The organism is Mesorhizobium sp. WSM4847, assembly GCF_055811335.1.
Genome location: NZ_JBVVPY010000008.1, coordinates 160,115 through 174,426 on the forward strand (window position 1 = coordinate 160,115; position 14,312 = coordinate 174,426).

The window sequence follows — 14,312 nt, forward strand, 5'->3', positions numbered from 1 at the left end:
CCTTCTCCCCGTCTCTATACGGGGAGAAGTGCCCGGCAGGGCGATGAGGGGCAGCGCCAACGACGAAAAGGACGCCAGGCAGTTTTTGCCTTGAACACACAACATCATCATCGCTCCTGCTTCAGCGCACTCTCGTGCCAGCGTCGCAGGATCAGGTGCGAGATCAGCGACAGCACCAGGAAGATCAAAATGCCGGTGAACGAGATCAGGATCAGCGCCGCAAACAGCCGCGGTGCGTTGAGCCGGTAACCGGCCTCGATGATGCGCGAAGCCAGCCCTGACGACTGTCCCTGGGCCCCGGCGACGAACTCCGCCACCACCGCGCCGATCAGCGACAGGCCGCCGGCGATCTTCAGCCCGCCGAGGAAATACGGCATCGCCGCCGGCAGGCGCAGATAGCGCAATTGCTGCCAGCGGGTTGCGCCGTTGAGCTTGAACATGTCGCGCAGGTTGCGGTCGACGGAGTTGAGGCCGAGCGTCGTGTTGGACAGAATCGGGAAGAAGGCGACGATCCAGGCACACAGCAGAAGCTTCGTCGTCTGGTTGTCGACATAGATGTTGATCAGCGGGAAGATCGCGACGATCGGCGTCACCTGCAGCACGATCGCAAACGGGAAGAACGACATCTCGACCCATTTCGATTGCGTAAACAGCACCGCCAGCCCGACACCGCCGATGACGGCCAGAAGCAGGCTGAGAAAGGTGATCCTGAGCGTCACCAGCAGCGAGGAGAACAGCAGCCCGGCATCGTCGAACAGCGTTTGCAGCACCACAGCGGGGCGCGGCAGGATATATTTCGGGATGTCGTTCCAGACGCAGATGCGGTCCCACAGCCAGATCGCCAGGACCATGATCGCCAGCGGCAGCAGCCATCGGCCGATCCGCTCGAGCCGCTCCTGGCGCACGCGACGCGCCTCCTCTGGATCCAGGGTTACGGCAGTATGATCAATGGCCGTCATGATGCGGTCCGGCGGTTGAGTTGATGGCGCCGATCAGCACATCGGACGCCTGGCGGCAGAGCGCGGCATAGGCGGGCGAGGTGCGGAAGGCTTCGTTGCGCGGATAGGACGCATCGATGGCGAGTTCTTTGAAGACCCTGCCCGGCCGCGCCGCCATGACGACGACGCGGCTGGAGAGGAAAACGCTTTCGAAGACGCTGTGGGTGACGAAGACGACGGTAAAACGCTCGTCCTGCCACAGTTCCAGAAGATCGTTGTTGAGCTTGAAGCGGGTGATCTCGTCCAATGCCGCAAATGGCTCGTCCATCAAAAGCACGCGCGGCTTGGTCACCATGGCGCGGGCGATCGAGACGCGCATCTTCATGCCGCCGGACAATTCGCGCGGCACGGCTTTCTCGAAGCCGGTCAGATGAACCCGCGCCAGCATCTCCATCACGACAGGCGCAGCCTTGGCCCGCGACATGCCCTTCAGCCTGAGCGGCAGCCAGACATTGTCGAAGACGTCGGCCCACGGCAGCAGCGTCGGTTCCTGGAAGACGAAGCCGATGTCAGAGCGATCGGCAGCGCTGCTGCCGCGCCAGTCGAGCAGGCCGGAGGTCGGCGTTGCAAGACCGGCGATGAGGCGCAAGGCCGTTGACTTGCCACAGCCGGACGGGCCGAGAAGGCTGAGGAAGTCGCCTTCCCGGATCGTCAGGTCGACGTCGCTGAGCGCTGTCACGCCGTTGGAAAAGACTTTGCCGACGCCGCGCAGCGCCAGCAGCATCGGACCTTTGCCCGATGCGCTTGCCGGCGCTTGCGCCACTTTCTCCTGCATCATGCCCGGGTGCTATTTCTTCAGGTCGATCCCGACGCCCTTGTTGACGAAGGCCAGTGTGTAGGACTTTTTGATGTCGACGTCGGCCGGCACGACCTTGGCCTTGACCATCTTGTCGTAGAAGCTCTGGATGCGCGCGTCGGTCATCGCGCCGATGCCGAGTTTTTCCGTATCGCCGGAATCGACGATGCCGAATTTCTTCATCTGCTCGATCGAGAACGCGATCTGCTCGTCGCTGATGTCGGGGTTGTCCTTCTTGATCGCCGCGTTGGCGGCAGCGTTGTCGCCGTAGAGATAGTTGTACCAGCCCTTGGCCGAGCCATCGACAAAGCATTGAACCACCTCCGGCCGCTTGTCGATCGTTGCCTGCATGGTCTCGATCGTCGTCGCATAGGTGTCGAAGCCGTAGTCGGCGAGCAGGAACAGATTGGGCTGGAAGCCGCCTTCCTTGGCGACGGCGAAGGGCTCCGAGGTCACGTAGCCTTGCTGGATCGACTTCGGATTGGCGATGAAAGGTGCGGGGTTGAACGTATAGGGCACGCGCTTGGCCGGATCGAAGCCGAACTCCGTGATCATCCACTGGAAGTAGCTCTGTGCACCTTCGTCGCCAATAATGTACTGGTCCGCATTCTTCAGATCCTCCCATCTGTCGAGCCCCTGACCCGGATGGCTCATGATCACCTGCGGCTCTTTCTGGAACGAGGCGGCGACGACGCGCAGCGGAATCTCCTGCTGCACGGCATCGAAGGCCTGCAGCATGTTGCCGCCCATGTAGAAGTCGATCTTGCCGGCAAGCAGCAGCGGCCGGCCGCTGACCTGCGGTCCACCTTGCATGATCGTCACGTCGAGCCCGCAGGCGGCATAGGTGCCATCAGCCACCGCCTGATAATAGCCGCCGTGCTCGGCCTGGGCGAGCCAGTTGGTGCCGAAGGTGATCTTCTCGTTTGCTGCCGCGTTCAGCGTGCTTGCGGCAAGCAGCACGATCGCGCCAGCCGAAATCTTGAGTTTTCCGTCCATTCACACCACCCTCAGTTGACTCCGGCGCGCCGCGCGCCGGGCTCGACACCATCGATCGAAGAAGCAAGACACATGCCATCGCCCGGACCGCCCGCCTTGCGCAACAGTGGGGCGCGAAAGCCGGACGGGTCATGCCGTACCGGGGGCATCGTGCCTATTTTTTGAACGCCTGTCCATAATCGCCCTGATAGTATGCACTGCATCTTGAAGGCTCGCCTGATCCGGCTTTACGCTGGCAGTCAGACCGGAGATTTTCATGTTCAAATTCCTGACGCCGAAGTCGATCAAGCCGCCCTTTGCCCGCTACAGCCATGGCGTCGAGGTGCCGCCCGGCAAGCGGCTGGTGCTGTGTTCTGGCCAGGTCGCCATCACTGTGGACGATCAGATCCCGGAGGATGCCGGCGCGCAGGCCGAGCTCTGTTTTCAAAACATCGCAGCGATTCTCGGCGACGCCGGGCTTGGACTTTCCGACATCGTGCGCATCAACGCCTATGTCACCGATCGCGTCTTTCTGAAACCCTATATGAACGTTCGCGATCGCCTGTTCACCAGCCCGGCGCCGGCATCGACGCTAATGATCGTGTCCGGCTTCGCGCGGCCGGAATTCAAGGTCGAGATCGAGGTCGTCGCGGCAGGGTGAGGAGCCGGCTGGAATCGACAGGCCGTTGATCTCCAGTTACACGACAAAGGCTGGTGCTGCCCCTCATCCGCCTGCCGGCACCTTCTCCGCGTATAATGACGGGGAGAAGGGAAGCGCTCCAACGCTGGCGCCCCCCTCTCCCCGTCTCTATACGGGGAGAGGGTACGGGTGAGGGGCAGCGCCAACGCCGCCAGTTTGCTCGAGGTTTCAAAATGACCGTTGCAACGAAACGCGTGTGGTGGGGCGACTATCGGACCACAGAATACGCCACCATCGACCCGGAGGCGACAATCGCAGTTCTGCCGGTGGCGGCGATCGAACAGCACGGGCCGCATCTGCCGGTTTCGACTGACACCTCGATCATGAACGGCATGCTCGAAACGGTGATCGCGCGCCTGCCTGGCGATCTCGACATCCGCATCCTGCCGGTCCAGGCGGTGGGCAAGTCGAACGAGCACCTGCATGCGCCGGGAACCCTTACATTGCCGGCGGCGACCTTGATCGAGGCCTGGACCGAGCTTGGCCTGTCGGTCGCACGGGCCGGGTTAAGGAAGCTGATCGTCGTCAACTCGCATGGCGGCAACGAGGAGATCATGGGCATCATGACGCGAGAATTGCGCGTGCGGGCAAAGATGCTGGCGGTGAAGACGAGCTGGCAGCGCTTTGGCCGGCCGGCCGGCTTGTACACCGAGCTTGAGGATAGCCACGGCATCCATGGCGGCGATGTCGAGACCTCGCTGATGCTGCATTTCCGGCCGGATCTCGTCGACATGGCAAAGGCCGACAATTTCGTGTCCAACGTCGCCCGCGCCGAAAAGCAATTTTCGCTGCTGCGCCACACCGGAACGCACGCCTTCGCCTGGATCGCCACCGATCTCAACCCGAACGGCGTGGTCGGCGACGCCAGCATTGCAACGGCCGAAAAGGGCCGGCTGACCGCCAACCATCAAGCCGACGGATTCATCAGCCTGTTGAAGGACCTGCGCAAGGCCAAGCTTGCAGATTGGCTGGCCTAGGAGGCTTTTCGCCAGCGCCGCGCCGCCCCTCACCTGCCTGCCGGCATCCTCTCCCCGTAAACGGGGCGAGGGGCGCCCTCATCAATGTTTTCGCCAATCGCCGGCATTGCAAAAAAAGCGCCAGCGCTGCGGCCAGCCCCTTCTCCCCATCACTATACGGGGAGAAGATGCCGGCAGGCAGATGAGGGGCAGCGCCGACGTCGCCAATACCTGCAGCGATCACAGCACGAGTAGGTTGCTTGGTGGCTTGATGGATAAACAACTGTCCTCAAGACTAGGAATCAGCCGTCGATCTTCAACTCGAAAGGCGTGCCTTCGAAGGCCTCGGCGCCGCGCCCGATCGCCCGGATCGCACCGGTCATGCGGCCGTTGCGATCGAGCAGCGCGTCGGCGACCGCGATCAGCCGCGGGTTGGGTGTGGCCGTGGGCGACAGTGCACGCAGCGTCTGAGCCAACTCGACCTCGCAGCGCTGCGGCGCCAATGCCGCCGCGATGATGTAGGCCGAGGCCGTCGACCGGCTGATACCGGCATAGCAATGCACGACCAGCGGCCTTGCACGATCCCATCGGCGCGCGAAATCGAGCAGGTTGCGAACATGCTCCTCACCCGGCATGGTCATGCCCTCCTGCGCCACCGCGATATCGTGCATGACCAGGTGCAGATGGTTCTCCCGGGCGATCGACGCCGGCCGCGTCACCTCGGTGCCGGCAGCCAGCAGCGAAAGCAGCCGCTCGGCCCCGGTCTTCGCGACGGTTTCCTCGATTTTCGACAGCGAACAGACATGGATCATTGGTTGAGCTCCCAGTGCATGTCGCGCAAAAGTGCGCAGCGGTTTTGCGATAACGACATGCATAAAAACAAGAACTTAAAGCGCGTCGCATGAGTCCGTTCAATTGCGACGCGCTTTAGGCTCCATCGTCGCGCTGTTGCGACCAGTCGGCAAGAGCCGATTTGAGCCGCCGCCATTCCTCGTCAGGTCCCGGCAGCCCGGCGCGCAGCACCTCCGGCCGGCCGGGAAAATGCCGAAGCAGGATGCCGCGCTCGCCAAGCGCCGAAAACAGACCGGCGGCGTCCGCCAGCCTGACATAGCGGAACAGGGTGGTGCCGCCGGCAACAGCAACGCCGAAGCGGCCGAACAGCGCATCGAGCCGCGCTGCATCCCTGGCCAGACGGTGCCGCATCTCGACCTGCCAGCCGCTGTCGGCAATCGCACGGATGCCATATTCGAGCGCCGGACCGGCAACCGCCCACGGCCCGAACTGCGCCTCCAGCCGTTCGACCGTCAGTGCGTCGGCCAATGCAAAGCCGAGCCGCAGGCCGGCAAGGCCAAAAAACTTGCCGAAGGAGCGCAGCACGACGATGCCGCCATGCTCGACATCGCCGGCCAGGCTCTCGCCAAGCGGGCCGACATCCATGAACGCCTCGTCGACGACCAGCAGCCCGCCTCTGGCGCGCAATCGTTCGGCAAGCGCAAGCAGCTTCTTGCGCTCGACGATGCGACCGTCCGGATTGTTGGGGTTGACGACGATGGCAAGGTCGGCTCCTGCCAGGGCCTCGAAATCGTCGATCTCCGTCACCGCATGGCCGGCGATTGCCGCTGCCCGCTGATGTTCGGCATAGGTCGGCCCGAGTACTAGCGCCTTGCCGGGGCTGACCAGCGAAGCGACGCGCGGCAACAGGATCTGCGTGCCCGGCGCTGCCACCACATTGGCCGCCGACGGCGCGCCATAGGCGCTTGCCGCGACATCGGCCAGATCACGGACCCGCGCAGCTTCCGGCAATCTCGATAGGGCGGTGGCGGGCAGCTCGAAAAACGGATAGGAGTGCGGATTGATACCGGTCGAGAGGTCGACGAAGGGCTGCGGCGCATGCGGAAAAAGCGCCCTCGCCCGGCCAAGGCTTCCGCCGTGATCCACCACCGCCGCCGCTCCATCAAGAGACTTCATGTCGATCCTGATCGCTTTCCTGTCACTGCTTGTTGAATTCGCTGTCGGCTATCCCAGCTGGCTGCTCGGCGCCATCGGCCATCCCGTCACCTGGTTCGGCAGGCTGATATCCTTTCTCGACCGCAGGCTCAACCGCGATACTGATTCCGACGCCCTGCGCCGCCGGCGCGGTGTTCATGCGCTGCTGATCATCGTGCTGGTGCCGGCCACCATCGCTTTCGCGGTGGAAACCATGCTTGCGGGCATTCCAGCCGGATTGATCCTCACCGCGCTCCTGGCGACATCGCTGCTGTCGCAGAAGAGCCTGGCCGAGCATGTCGAGGCGGTGGCTGACGGACTCGACAATGGCGGACTCGACATCGGTCGTGTTGCCGTCTCGCAGATCGTCGGCCGCGATCCGGAAAAGCTCGACAGAGCCGGTGTCTGCCGCGCGGCGATCGAAAGCCTGGCCGAAAATTTTTCCGACGGCGTCGTCGCGCCGGTCTTCTGGATCGGCGTCGGCGGGCTGGCCGGCGGCGTCGCCTACAAGGCCGCCAACACCGCCGATTCGATGATCGGCCACCGCACGCCGCGCCATGAGGCTTTCGGCCGGGCGGCGGCGCGCTTCGACGATCTGATCAACCTGCCGGCGTCGCGGCTGACCGCGCTGCTCATCGTGCTGGCCGCCTTCCTCGTCAAAGACGCCGATGCCGGCAACGCCTGGCGCACCGTGCGGCGCGACGCGAAAAAGCACCGCTCGCCCAATGCCGGCTGGCCTGAAGCAGCGATGGCCGGCGCGCTCGGCCTGGCCCTGGCCGGGCCGCGCTCCTACGACGGCGTCATGGTCGACGACGCGTTCATGGGCGAAGGCGGCCGCCGCGATGTCGAGAGCGTGGACATCAGACGAGCGCTAAGACTCTATCAGGTTGCCGACTTTCTGCTGATGGGACTGTTCGGCTTGCTGTCGGTGATCGTCATCGTTGCGTGACGTCGAACAAATATGTGCTGCTTCAGGGCAATCGCTTCAGGTTGGCGCCGCCCCTCATCCGCCTGCCGGCACCTTCTCCCCGTATAGTGACGGGGAGAAGGGGCTTGCCGCGACCCTCAGCACCCTTTACGCAACGCTGGAGATTGGCGAAATCCTCTGCGAAGTCGTCCTTTCTCCCCGTCACTATACGGGGAGAAATGCCCGGCAGGGCAATGAGGGGCGGCGCAGAGATCGACGATTAGCCATTTCAACATGAGTTGGATGCATCATCTGCCCGAAGCATTGCGTTGCCCCTCGCGCGGGCAAACCTTTCAGAACTCTATGCCCTGCTGCGCTTTCACGCCGGCGGAAAAGTGATGCTTCGTAACTCCCATCTCGGTGACCAAATCGGCCGCCTCGACCAGCGCCGGCTTGGCGTTGCGGCCGGTGACGACGATATGCAGGTTTTCGCGCCGGCCCTTCAGCGCCGCCACCACCGTGTCGAGATCGAGATAGTCGTAGCGCAGCGCGATGTTCAACTCGTCGAGCACCAGAAGGCTAATCGATGGATCGGCCATCAGCTCGAGCACCTTGGCCCAGGCAGCCTCGGCGGCGGCGATGTCGCGCTTCAAATCCTGCGTTTCCCAGGTAAAACCCTCGCCCATCGTGTGCCAGACGACCCGGTCGCCGAAAGCGGCAAAGGCGTCCTTCTCGCCGGTATGCCATTTGCCCTTGATGAACTGGACGACGCCGACGCGCCTGCCGTAGCCGAGCATCCTCAGCGCCAGCCCGAAGGCGGCAGTGGTCTTGCCCTTGCCGGGCCCGGTGTTGACGATCAGCAGTCCCTTCTCGACCGTCTTGGCCGCGACCTCGGCGTCCTGCACCGCCTTGCGCTTGGCCATCTTGGCGCGGTGGCGTTGCTCGTCCCTGTCATCGATATCGGTCATATCACTTCACCTTGAGCGGCAGTCCCGCCACCATCAGCAGCACCGTGCCGGCGACGGCGGCGACCTGCTGGTTGAGCCGGCCGGCGGCATCGCGAAACCGGCGGGCAAGCGCATTGTCAGGCACGATGCCCTGGCCGACCTCGTTGGAAACCACGAACCACGGGCCGCGCGGCCGCGACAGCACATCCGCCAGCCCTCGGCATTCGGCCTCAATGTCGCGTTCGGCCAGCATATGGTTGGACAGCCACAGCGTCAGGCAGTCGATCAGGACAGGCCGGCCGTCAGGCAGCGCCCCGATCGCGCCGACGAGATCGAGCGGCGCATCGATCGTCGTCCAGCCGTCGCAACGCCGCGCCCGGTGCAGCGCGATGCGTTCGTGCATCTCGTCGTCATAGGCTTGCGCCGTGGCGATGTAGGTCCACGGCGCTGGACAGGCCGTCACCAGGCTTTCGGCATGCGCGCTCTTTCCCGAGCGTGCACCGCCGACGACCAAGGTCAGCTTGCTGCCTGGAGCAGCGCGATCAGGCAAGGCTATCGCGCAGGCCGGTTGCGGTGCCGGTCAAGCGGCCGCGCACCAAGCCGACGACAGCGCCGAGCACCAGCCAGAACACCAGATTGGTCAGCGTCACCGCCACCACGAACTGGTGGTGCAGGCCTTCCGGGATGGGCGATTCGAAACTGTCGGGCTGCGGCGCGCCGACAATATGCGGCGCGACGATCAACGCTACGGCAAGAAGGGCCAGCGGCAGCGATTTGCGAAAGGCGAGCAGCCCGAGACCGGCAGCCGTCGCCACCACGGTCGCCGTCCACCAGATCTGGCGCTGGGCGAAATCGGCCGCCGGCATCGCCGGCAGTTCGGGCGGCAGGCCGAGGTTCGGGGCCAGCGTGAACACGGCGAAGCCGGCAAGGCCCCAGAACAGGCCCTGTCGCCAATTGCCGATGCCGCCGGCGAATTCCGAAGCGGCGACCAGGATCAGCGCAAAGCCGATGCCGGTGACGACGTTGGCAACGACGTTGAAAGCGAAGCGCTCGAAGCCATCGGCCGGCGCCCAGCCTTCCTCTTCCGCGGTGGCTGCTTCAGCCGGCACGGCGCTGCTCATGGCATTGCTGCCTGCTGCGGCCGGCGCCAAACCATGGTCATGCGTGTGACCACCGCCGGCCTGTTCGTAGACTTCTGCCTTGAGGATGAGTGGCACGGTGGCGTAGGCCTGCATGCAGGCCAGAACGACGCCGGCCACTAGCCCTGCGATCGCCGCGATGAACACGACGTTGCGAAACAGTGTCATGGTGTCAGCCCCTCGTCAGTGGCAGGGAAAGCCCATCGAATGGCGATAGTCGTGAGCGGCATTGTGGACCGCATCGATATGCGAGAAGCCGACAAAGCCCATGACGAAAACGCCGAGAAATGCAGCAAGCGCCAACTGCACAAAGCGCGACTGCGAGGAGACGGAAGCGCCGAGCGAGACGGAAGCGGTATTCATGTCTTGTCCTTTCGCCCTCCACCCGAGGGCATAGAAGTCAGTTCTCCTGTCGCCGGCAGGTCTCCTGGCTCGCGGATCAGCGCCCTTCCCCACCTTCCCGAAGAAGCTCTTCCCGAAGAAAATCTTCAGTGGCATATGGAGAGGACTACCGCACACAGTTGCGGGGGCAGCCACGGCATCGGGCGAATTTTGCCCCTACCGCATTCCCTCTTGGTTCCAAAACGGAACCGACGACGGCTGCGACTATAGGCAGAATCGCCGCGCCCGGCAAACCAAATTCCGCCAGCTAGCAGCGCGAATGCGCCGTGCCGGCAGACCAGCTTGGTTCCTCGACGCCGCGATCTTGACAGGTTGAAAGCCGATCGTCCGCGCTGCCCCGGGGCGCTGTCATCGATGGTTTCGCCAATCACCAGCGTTGCAAGAAGGGCGCCGGCGTTGCGGCCAGCTTCTTTCGCCCCGTTTACGGGGAGAAATGCCCGGCAGGGCAATGAGGGGCGGCGCCGGCCTCGACCACTGGCTGCGAGCGGCATACGGCGCTTTAGCCTAAGCCCTGGGCATCAATGGGCCCTGTCTTCTTTTGTCCGGGGCAACCATGATAGTCGTCTTGCAGCACTGAATCAGAATTGCGAGACCATGACCATTCCTACGCCGGCCGTTCAGGACCGATCCAGGCGCATCATCGCCATCGACGTAGCCCGCGGCATCGCTTTGCTTGCCATGGCGAGCTACCATTTCACCTGGGATCTCGAATTCTTCGGCTACACCGATCCCGGCCTGACCGCCTTTGGCTGGTGGAAATTCTACGCGCGCTGCATCGCTTCGACCTTCCTGTTCCTGGTCGGCGTCAGCCTGTTCCTCGCCCATGGCAAGCAAATCCGCTGGAACGGCTTCTGGAAACGCTTCGCCATGGTCGGCGGGGCGGCGCTCGCCATATCGGCCGCCACCAGGCTTGCCACACCCGACAGTTTCATCTTCTTCGGCATCCTGCACGAGATCGCGCTCGCCAGCCTGCTCGGCCTGGCGTTTCTGCGGCTGCCGGCGCTGCTGACGCTGGTTGTCGCAGCTTTCGTCATCACCGCGCCGCTCTACCTCAGGTCCGAGATCTTCGATCATCCGGCCCTGTGGTGGGTCGGCCTGTCGGCAACCAACCCGCGCTCCAACGATTATGTCCCGCTGTTTCCATGGTTCGGCGCTGTGCTTGCCGGCATCGCAGCGGCAAAGCTTGCCTTCGCCTCCGGCATGCTGACGCGGCTGGCGGGCCTAACGCCCGGCCGCTGGACTAATCCGCTGGTCTTTATCGGCCGGCACAGCCTCGCCTTCTATCTGATCCACCAGCCGGTGCTGATCGGCTCGGTCTGGCTGATTTCGCAAGTCATGCCGGCAGCCGTCGAAACCAGGCAGGTCACCTTCCTGAAAGAATGCCAGGCATCGTGCGAGCAATCGCGCGACACGGAGTTCTGCAGCAGCTATTGTGTCTGCATGCTCGATACGCTCGAGGGCGAGGCCACGCTTGATCGGCTCTACCGCAACGACCAGGCTGCGGAATGGAAGGCGCATCTCGACGAGCTCGCCGGCGCCTGCACTGCCAAGGCCGACGGCACTTTGATGGAGGGAGGAGCACAATGACCGACCATCAGCAGAAACCGGGCCAACAGAAACCGGGACAGCAAAAACCGGGGTTTATACCGTGGCCGCCGCTGATCTATGTCGCGGCCATCGCCGTCAGCATCGCGCTTGGCTTGCTTTATCCGCTGCCATGGATCGGCGGCCTTTTGGGCGACATCCTGTTCGCGGCCGGCTGGGTGGCATTGTTCGGCGTCGTCGCACTCTGGTTCACGGCGATCCGCATCATGATCCGGGCAAAGACGACGCTCCACCCGAACGCCGTGCCGGACCATCTGGTTACATCGGGCCCCTTCGCCGTCAGCCGCAATCCGATCTATCTGGCCAACACGCTGCTGATGATCGGCGTTGCCCTTATCTCGGGGAACGTATGGTTCCTGCCGCTGGCGATCATCGCCGCCTTCGCAACGCAGAAAATGGCGATCGAGGGCGAGGAAAAAGTTCTAGCAACGAAATTCGGCAAGAAATACCGGGATTACGCAAAAAGGGTGCGCCGCTGGATTTGAGGCGGCAACCGGAGCGGAGCGTACACTTGAGTAGGTGAGCATCAGAAGCGCAGAAAGCCACGCTGGCTGGCCGCCAGAGTAGAATTATCAAAAAGGCCGATCAGGTGTTGACGCCAAGCTCCACCAGCCGCTCGACGCAGGACTCTTCGGCCTGGTCGAGTTCGGCCAGGGTCTCTTCGAGATCGCGGCGCTTCTGGCGCAGATCCTCGCGCTTTTCCTCGATGCGCTTGATCATCAGATTGAGCTGACCGACCTCGCCGGGCGGCTCCTTGTACATCTGGATGATTTCGCGGATCTCGTTGATCGAAAAGCCGAGCCTCTTGCCGCGCATGATCTGGCGGATGAGATGCCGGTCCGACGGGCGAAACAGCCGCGTGCGGCCGCGCCGCACCGGCTGCACCAGCCCCTCGTCCTCGTAGAAGCGCAGCGTCCGCGTCGAAACATCGAATTCGCGGGTCAGTTCGGTTATCGAATAATATTCCCGCATCATCACTCCAAATGCCCGGCCGCGCTGCGAGTTCCAACCATGCGGCCTCGCTATCCGCACGCGTGTCAGAATCGGCCAGAGGCTGGTCCAAATCTCGCATGGCATTTACGTAAAAGTCAATTGAGCGGGCGTCGCTCACACGCCGAACCACCATGTGGCGAGGCCGAGAAAGGCAAAGAAGCCGACGACGTCGGTGACCGTCGTGACGAAAACCGCCGAAGCCACGGCCGGGTCGATCTTGAACCGGTCGAGCAGCAGCGGGATCAGGATGCCGGCAAGTGCGGCCACGAACATGTTGATGATCATCGCCGCGGCGATGATGCCGCCCAGGTTGGGATCGCGGAACCAGGCGGCGGCGACGATGCCGATCAGGATGGCGAAGATGATGCCGTTGATGAAGCCCACCCCCATCTCGCGGCGAATGATGCGGCCGGCATTGTAGATGTCGAGGTCCCTGGTCGCCAGCGCCCGCACCGTGACCGTCATGGTCTGCGAGCCGGCATTGCCGCCCATGCCCGCCACGATCGGCATCAGCACGGCCAGCGCCACGATGTGCTCGATCGTGCGGTCGAACAGGCCGATCACCGAGGCCGCCAGGAACGCCGTCAAAAGGTTGACGAGCAGCCACGGAACGCGCGAGCGCGAGGTCGAAAGGATGCTGTCCGACAATTCTTCGTCGCCGACACCGCCCATGCGCAGCAGATCCTCCTCGGCTTCCTGCTGGATGACGTCGACCACGTCGTCGATGGTCAGCACGCCGACCAGCCGCTCGTTCTCGTCGACGACGGCAGCGGAGAGAAGGTCGTATTGTTCGAATTCGCGCGCCGCCTCCTCCTGGTCCATCGTCGCCGGAATGGCGTGCCTGGTCTCATGCATGACCTCTTCGACCTTGATCGAGCGCTTGGTGCGCAGGATCTGGTCGAGGTCGATGGCGCCGAGCAGCTTAAAGCTCGGATCGATGACGAAAATCTGGCTGAAGCGGTCGGGAAGGTTGTTGTCCTCGCGCATGTAGTCGATGGTCTGGCCGATCGTCCAGAATGGCGGCACCGCGACGAACTCGGTCTGCATGCGGCGACCGGCAGTCTCTTCGGGATAGTCGAGCGAGCGGCGCAGCCTGATCCGCTCGGTGAACGGCAGTTGCGACAGGATCTCGTCCTGGTCTTCCTTTTCGAGATCCTCGAGAATGTAGACCGCGTCGTCGGAATCGAGGTCCTGGACCCCCTGGGCAATCTTGGCGTTGGGCAGGCTGTCGACGATGTCGCGGCGGATAGCCTCGTCGACCTCGGTCAGCGCGGAAAAATCGAAGTCGGCGCCCAACAATTCGACCAGCGCGCGGCGCTGTTCTGGATGAAGCGCCTCGATCAGGTCGCCGAGTTCCGATTGGTGCAGGTCGTCGACTTCACGCTTTAGCGTCAGCGTGTCGCGATCGGCGATCGCGGCACCGATCTGGGCAAGGAACGACGATAGAATGGCGCCGTCCTCGCCATAGATGTCGGCGCTGTCCTCAGCGGTCCTGGCGCCGGTCGTCTGTTCGTCCTGGCCTTCCACAAGCGCCTCCCGCCATTCAGAATTCCGGAAAAGCTGCGTGTCAGGTCTAGCGCATGACTATGAAAATCGGAATCGATTTCCAGAAAGGATCATGAGCAGCGTCAAATTGCTACAGCGTCTGTCAGATTTCGAAGTCGATGTCAGCCGGCGCAATCATCCACCAATCGCACAACGTCTTCGGCTCTCCCATAAGCGTCGCGCCGAGGCTCCTCGGTATGTTCCCTATCGGCGTCTCTGGGGGCTACCATTGCGGGCGGAGTCAATATTCTCACCGACGTGCCACCAGCCTGGCGGCCGCCTGGCGCTTTCGACATTTGCGGATGGCGGCTGGAAACCTTATATAACCCAACTTGTGCATGCTGCGGCGTGCGCAGATCAATC

General features: G+C 63.2%; 16 protein-coding genes and 1 riboswitch. Of the genes, 5 read left to right on the forward strand and 11 right to left on the reverse strand.

Going from position 1 to position 14,312, the window contains the following annotated elements; translation table 11 throughout:
• Window positions 1–107: 107 nt before the first annotated feature.
• The 3 genes from AC0L28_RS14025 to AC0L28_RS14035 are packed head-to-tail and all read right to left on the reverse strand — an operon-like array spanning window position 108 to window position 2,790.
• Complete coding sequence (locus AC0L28_RS14025; RefSeq protein WP_023798894.1) at window positions 108–959, reverse strand: ABC transporter permease; 852 nt, start codon at window positions 957–959, stop codon at window positions 108–110.
• Window positions 946–1,776, reverse strand: a complete 831-nt coding sequence (locus tag AC0L28_RS14030) for an ABC transporter ATP-binding protein (protein WP_128166950.1) — start codon at window positions 1,774–1,776, stop codon at window positions 946–948. The genes AC0L28_RS14025 and AC0L28_RS14030 overlap by 14 nt, the downstream gene beginning before the upstream one ends.
• Window positions 1,777–1,785: 9 nt before the next feature.
• Window positions 1,786–2,790, reverse strand: a complete 1,005-nt coding sequence (locus AC0L28_RS14035; protein ID WP_023798892.1) for an ABC transporter substrate-binding protein — start codon at window positions 2,788–2,790, stop codon at window positions 1,786–1,788.
• Between the two features lie 256 nt (window positions 2,791–3,046).
• Between AC0L28_RS14035 and AC0L28_RS14040 the strand changes: the two genes are divergently transcribed.
• Together AC0L28_RS14040 and AC0L28_RS14045 are read left to right on the forward strand one after the other, a co-directional pair.
• Window positions 3,047–3,430, forward strand: coding sequence for a RidA family protein (locus AC0L28_RS14040; RefSeq protein ID WP_023798891.1), 384 nt, complete (start codon window positions 3,047–3,049; stop codon window positions 3,428–3,430).
• A gap of 212 nt (window positions 3,431–3,642) precedes the next feature.
• Window positions 3,643–4,446, forward strand: a complete 804-nt coding sequence (locus AC0L28_RS14045) for a creatininase family protein (protein ID WP_473478091.1) — start codon at window positions 3,643–3,645, stop codon at window positions 4,444–4,446.
• A 281-nt stretch (window positions 4,447–4,727) separates the two neighbouring features.
• Here the strand turns inward: AC0L28_RS14045 and AC0L28_RS14050 are convergent, their stop codons facing one another.
• Window positions 4,728–5,237, reverse strand: coding sequence for a tyrosine phosphatase family protein (locus tag AC0L28_RS14050; protein ID WP_128246493.1), 510 nt, complete (start codon window positions 5,235–5,237; stop codon window positions 4,728–4,730).
• Between the two features lie 115 nt (window positions 5,238–5,352).
• Window positions 5,353–6,393 carry a threonine-phosphate decarboxylase CobD gene (cobD, locus tag AC0L28_RS14055; RefSeq protein WP_473478094.1) on the reverse strand — a complete coding sequence of 347 codons (1,041 nt, stop codon included), beginning with the start codon at window positions 6,391–6,393 and terminating at the stop codon, window positions 5,353–5,355.
• On the opposite strand from cobD, the gene cbiB reads away from it, so the two are divergent.
• Window positions 6,392–7,360 (forward strand): adenosylcobinamide-phosphate synthase CbiB, encoded by a 969-nt coding sequence (cbiB, locus tag AC0L28_RS14060; RefSeq protein ID WP_473478096.1) that lies wholly within the window; start codon window positions 6,392–6,394, stop codon window positions 7,358–7,360. The two genes, cobD and cbiB, sit on opposite strands and share 2 nt — an antisense overlap.
• 311 nt (window positions 7,361–7,671) lie before the next feature.
• Here cbiB and cobO read toward each other — a convergent pair whose 3' ends face one another.
• Genes cobO through AC0L28_RS14080 form a run of 4 tightly spaced genes read right to left on the reverse strand, consistent with a single transcriptional unit; the run spans window position 7,672 to window position 9,767 of the window.
• The gene (gene cobO, locus AC0L28_RS14065) at window positions 7,672–8,286 is read right to left on the reverse strand and encodes a cob(I)yrinic acid a,c-diamide adenosyltransferase (protein ID WP_023798885.1); all 615 of its coding nucleotides are present in this window, start codon (window positions 8,284–8,286) and stop codon (window positions 7,672–7,674) included.
• 1 nt (window position 8,287) lies between these two features.
• On the reverse strand, window positions 8,288–8,785 hold the full coding sequence (gene cobU, locus AC0L28_RS14070) for a bifunctional adenosylcobinamide kinase/adenosylcobinamide-phosphate guanylyltransferase (protein WP_156942580.1): 498 nt from the start codon (window positions 8,783–8,785) through the stop codon (window positions 8,288–8,290).
• A 22-nt stretch (window positions 8,786–8,807) separates the two neighbouring features.
• Window positions 8,808–9,572: a CbtA family protein gene (locus AC0L28_RS14075; protein WP_473478098.1), complete on the reverse strand. Its 765-nt coding sequence runs from the start codon at window positions 9,570–9,572 to the stop codon at window positions 8,808–8,810.
• A 15-nt stretch (window positions 9,573–9,587) separates the two neighbouring features.
• Entirely contained in the window at window positions 9,588–9,767 is a 180-nt protein-coding gene (locus AC0L28_RS14080) for a CbtB domain-containing protein (RefSeq protein WP_023798882.1), read from the reverse strand.
• A gap of 37 nt (window positions 9,768–9,804) precedes the next feature.
• Window positions 9,805–10,014, reverse strand: a riboswitch (cobalamin riboswitch).
• A 386-nt stretch (window positions 10,015–10,400) separates the two neighbouring features.
• On the opposite strand from AC0L28_RS14080, the gene AC0L28_RS14085 reads away from it, so the two are divergent.
• Window positions 10,401–11,393, forward strand: a complete 993-nt coding sequence (locus AC0L28_RS14085; RefSeq protein ID WP_128166963.1) for a heparan-alpha-glucosaminide N-acetyltransferase — start codon at window positions 10,401–10,403, stop codon at window positions 11,391–11,393.
• Window positions 11,390–11,896 carry a methyltransferase family protein gene (locus tag AC0L28_RS14090; RefSeq protein ID WP_051407790.1) on the forward strand — a complete coding sequence of 169 codons (507 nt, stop codon included), beginning with the start codon at window positions 11,390–11,392 and terminating at the stop codon, window positions 11,894–11,896. Before AC0L28_RS14085 ends, AC0L28_RS14090 begins: the two co-directional genes overlap by 4 nt.
• A gap of 100 nt (window positions 11,897–11,996) precedes the next feature.
• Here AC0L28_RS14090 and AC0L28_RS14095 read toward each other — a convergent pair whose 3' ends face one another.
• Both AC0L28_RS14095 and mgtE read right to left on the reverse strand, forming a co-directional pair.
• Window positions 11,997–12,383: a MerR family transcriptional regulator gene (locus tag AC0L28_RS14095; protein ID WP_023685221.1), complete on the reverse strand. Its 387-nt coding sequence runs from the start codon at window positions 12,381–12,383 to the stop codon at window positions 11,997–11,999.
• A gap of 135 nt (window positions 12,384–12,518) precedes the next feature.
• The gene (mgtE, locus tag AC0L28_RS14100; protein ID WP_473478102.1) at window positions 12,519–13,931 is read right to left on the reverse strand and encodes a magnesium transporter; all 1,413 of its coding nucleotides are present in this window, start codon (window positions 13,929–13,931) and stop codon (window positions 12,519–12,521) included.
• Between the last annotated feature and the right edge of the window lie 381 nt (window positions 13,932–14,312).

Bases quoted from the DNA above. Each gene is read 5' to 3' on its own strand.
- cobD (WP_473478094.1), bottom strand. From the start codon at position 6,393: ATGAAGTCTCTTGATGGAGCGGCGGCGGTGGTGGATCACGGCGGAAGC.
- cbiB (WP_473478096.1), top strand. From the start codon at position 6,392: ATGTCGATCCTGATCGCTTTCCTGTCACTGCTTGTTGAATTCGCTGTC.
- AC0L28_RS14030 (WP_128166950.1), bottom strand. From the start codon at position 1,776: ATGATGCAGGAGAAAGTGGCGCAAGCGCCGGCAAGCGCATCGGGCAAA.
- cobO (WP_023798885.1), bottom strand. From the start codon at position 8,286: ATGACCGATATCGATGACAGGGACGAGCAACGCCACCGCGCCAAGATG.
- AC0L28_RS14080 (WP_023798882.1), bottom strand. From the start codon at position 9,767: ATGAATACCGCTTCCGTCTCGCTCGGCGCTTCCGTCTCCTCGCAGTCG.
- AC0L28_RS14075 (WP_473478098.1), bottom strand. From the start codon at position 9,572: ATGACACTGTTTCGCAACGTCGTGTTCATCGCGGCGATCGCAGGGCTA.
- AC0L28_RS14040 (WP_023798891.1), top strand. From the start codon at position 3,047: ATGTTCAAATTCCTGACGCCGAAGTCGATCAAGCCGCCCTTTGCCCGC.
- AC0L28_RS14025 (WP_023798894.1), bottom strand. From the start codon at position 959: ATGACGGCCATTGATCATACTGCCGTAACCCTGGATCCAGAGGAGGCG.
- AC0L28_RS14090 (WP_051407790.1), top strand. From the start codon at position 11,390: ATGACCGACCATCAGCAGAAACCGGGCCAACAGAAACCGGGACAGCAA.
- AC0L28_RS14050 (WP_128246493.1), bottom strand. From the start codon at position 5,237: ATGATCCATGTCTGTTCGCTGTCGAAAATCGAGGAAACCGTCGCGAAG.
- AC0L28_RS14035 (WP_023798892.1), bottom strand. From the start codon at position 2,790: ATGGACGGAAAACTCAAGATTTCGGCTGGCGCGATCGTGCTGCTTGCC.
- AC0L28_RS14045 (WP_473478091.1), top strand. From the start codon at position 3,643: ATGACCGTTGCAACGAAACGCGTGTGGTGGGGCGACTATCGGACCACA.
- AC0L28_RS14085 (WP_128166963.1), top strand. From the start codon at position 10,401: ATGACCATTCCTACGCCGGCCGTTCAGGACCGATCCAGGCGCATCATC.
- AC0L28_RS14095 (WP_023685221.1), bottom strand. From the start codon at position 12,383: ATGCGGGAATATTATTCGATAACCGAACTGACCCGCGAATTCGATGTT.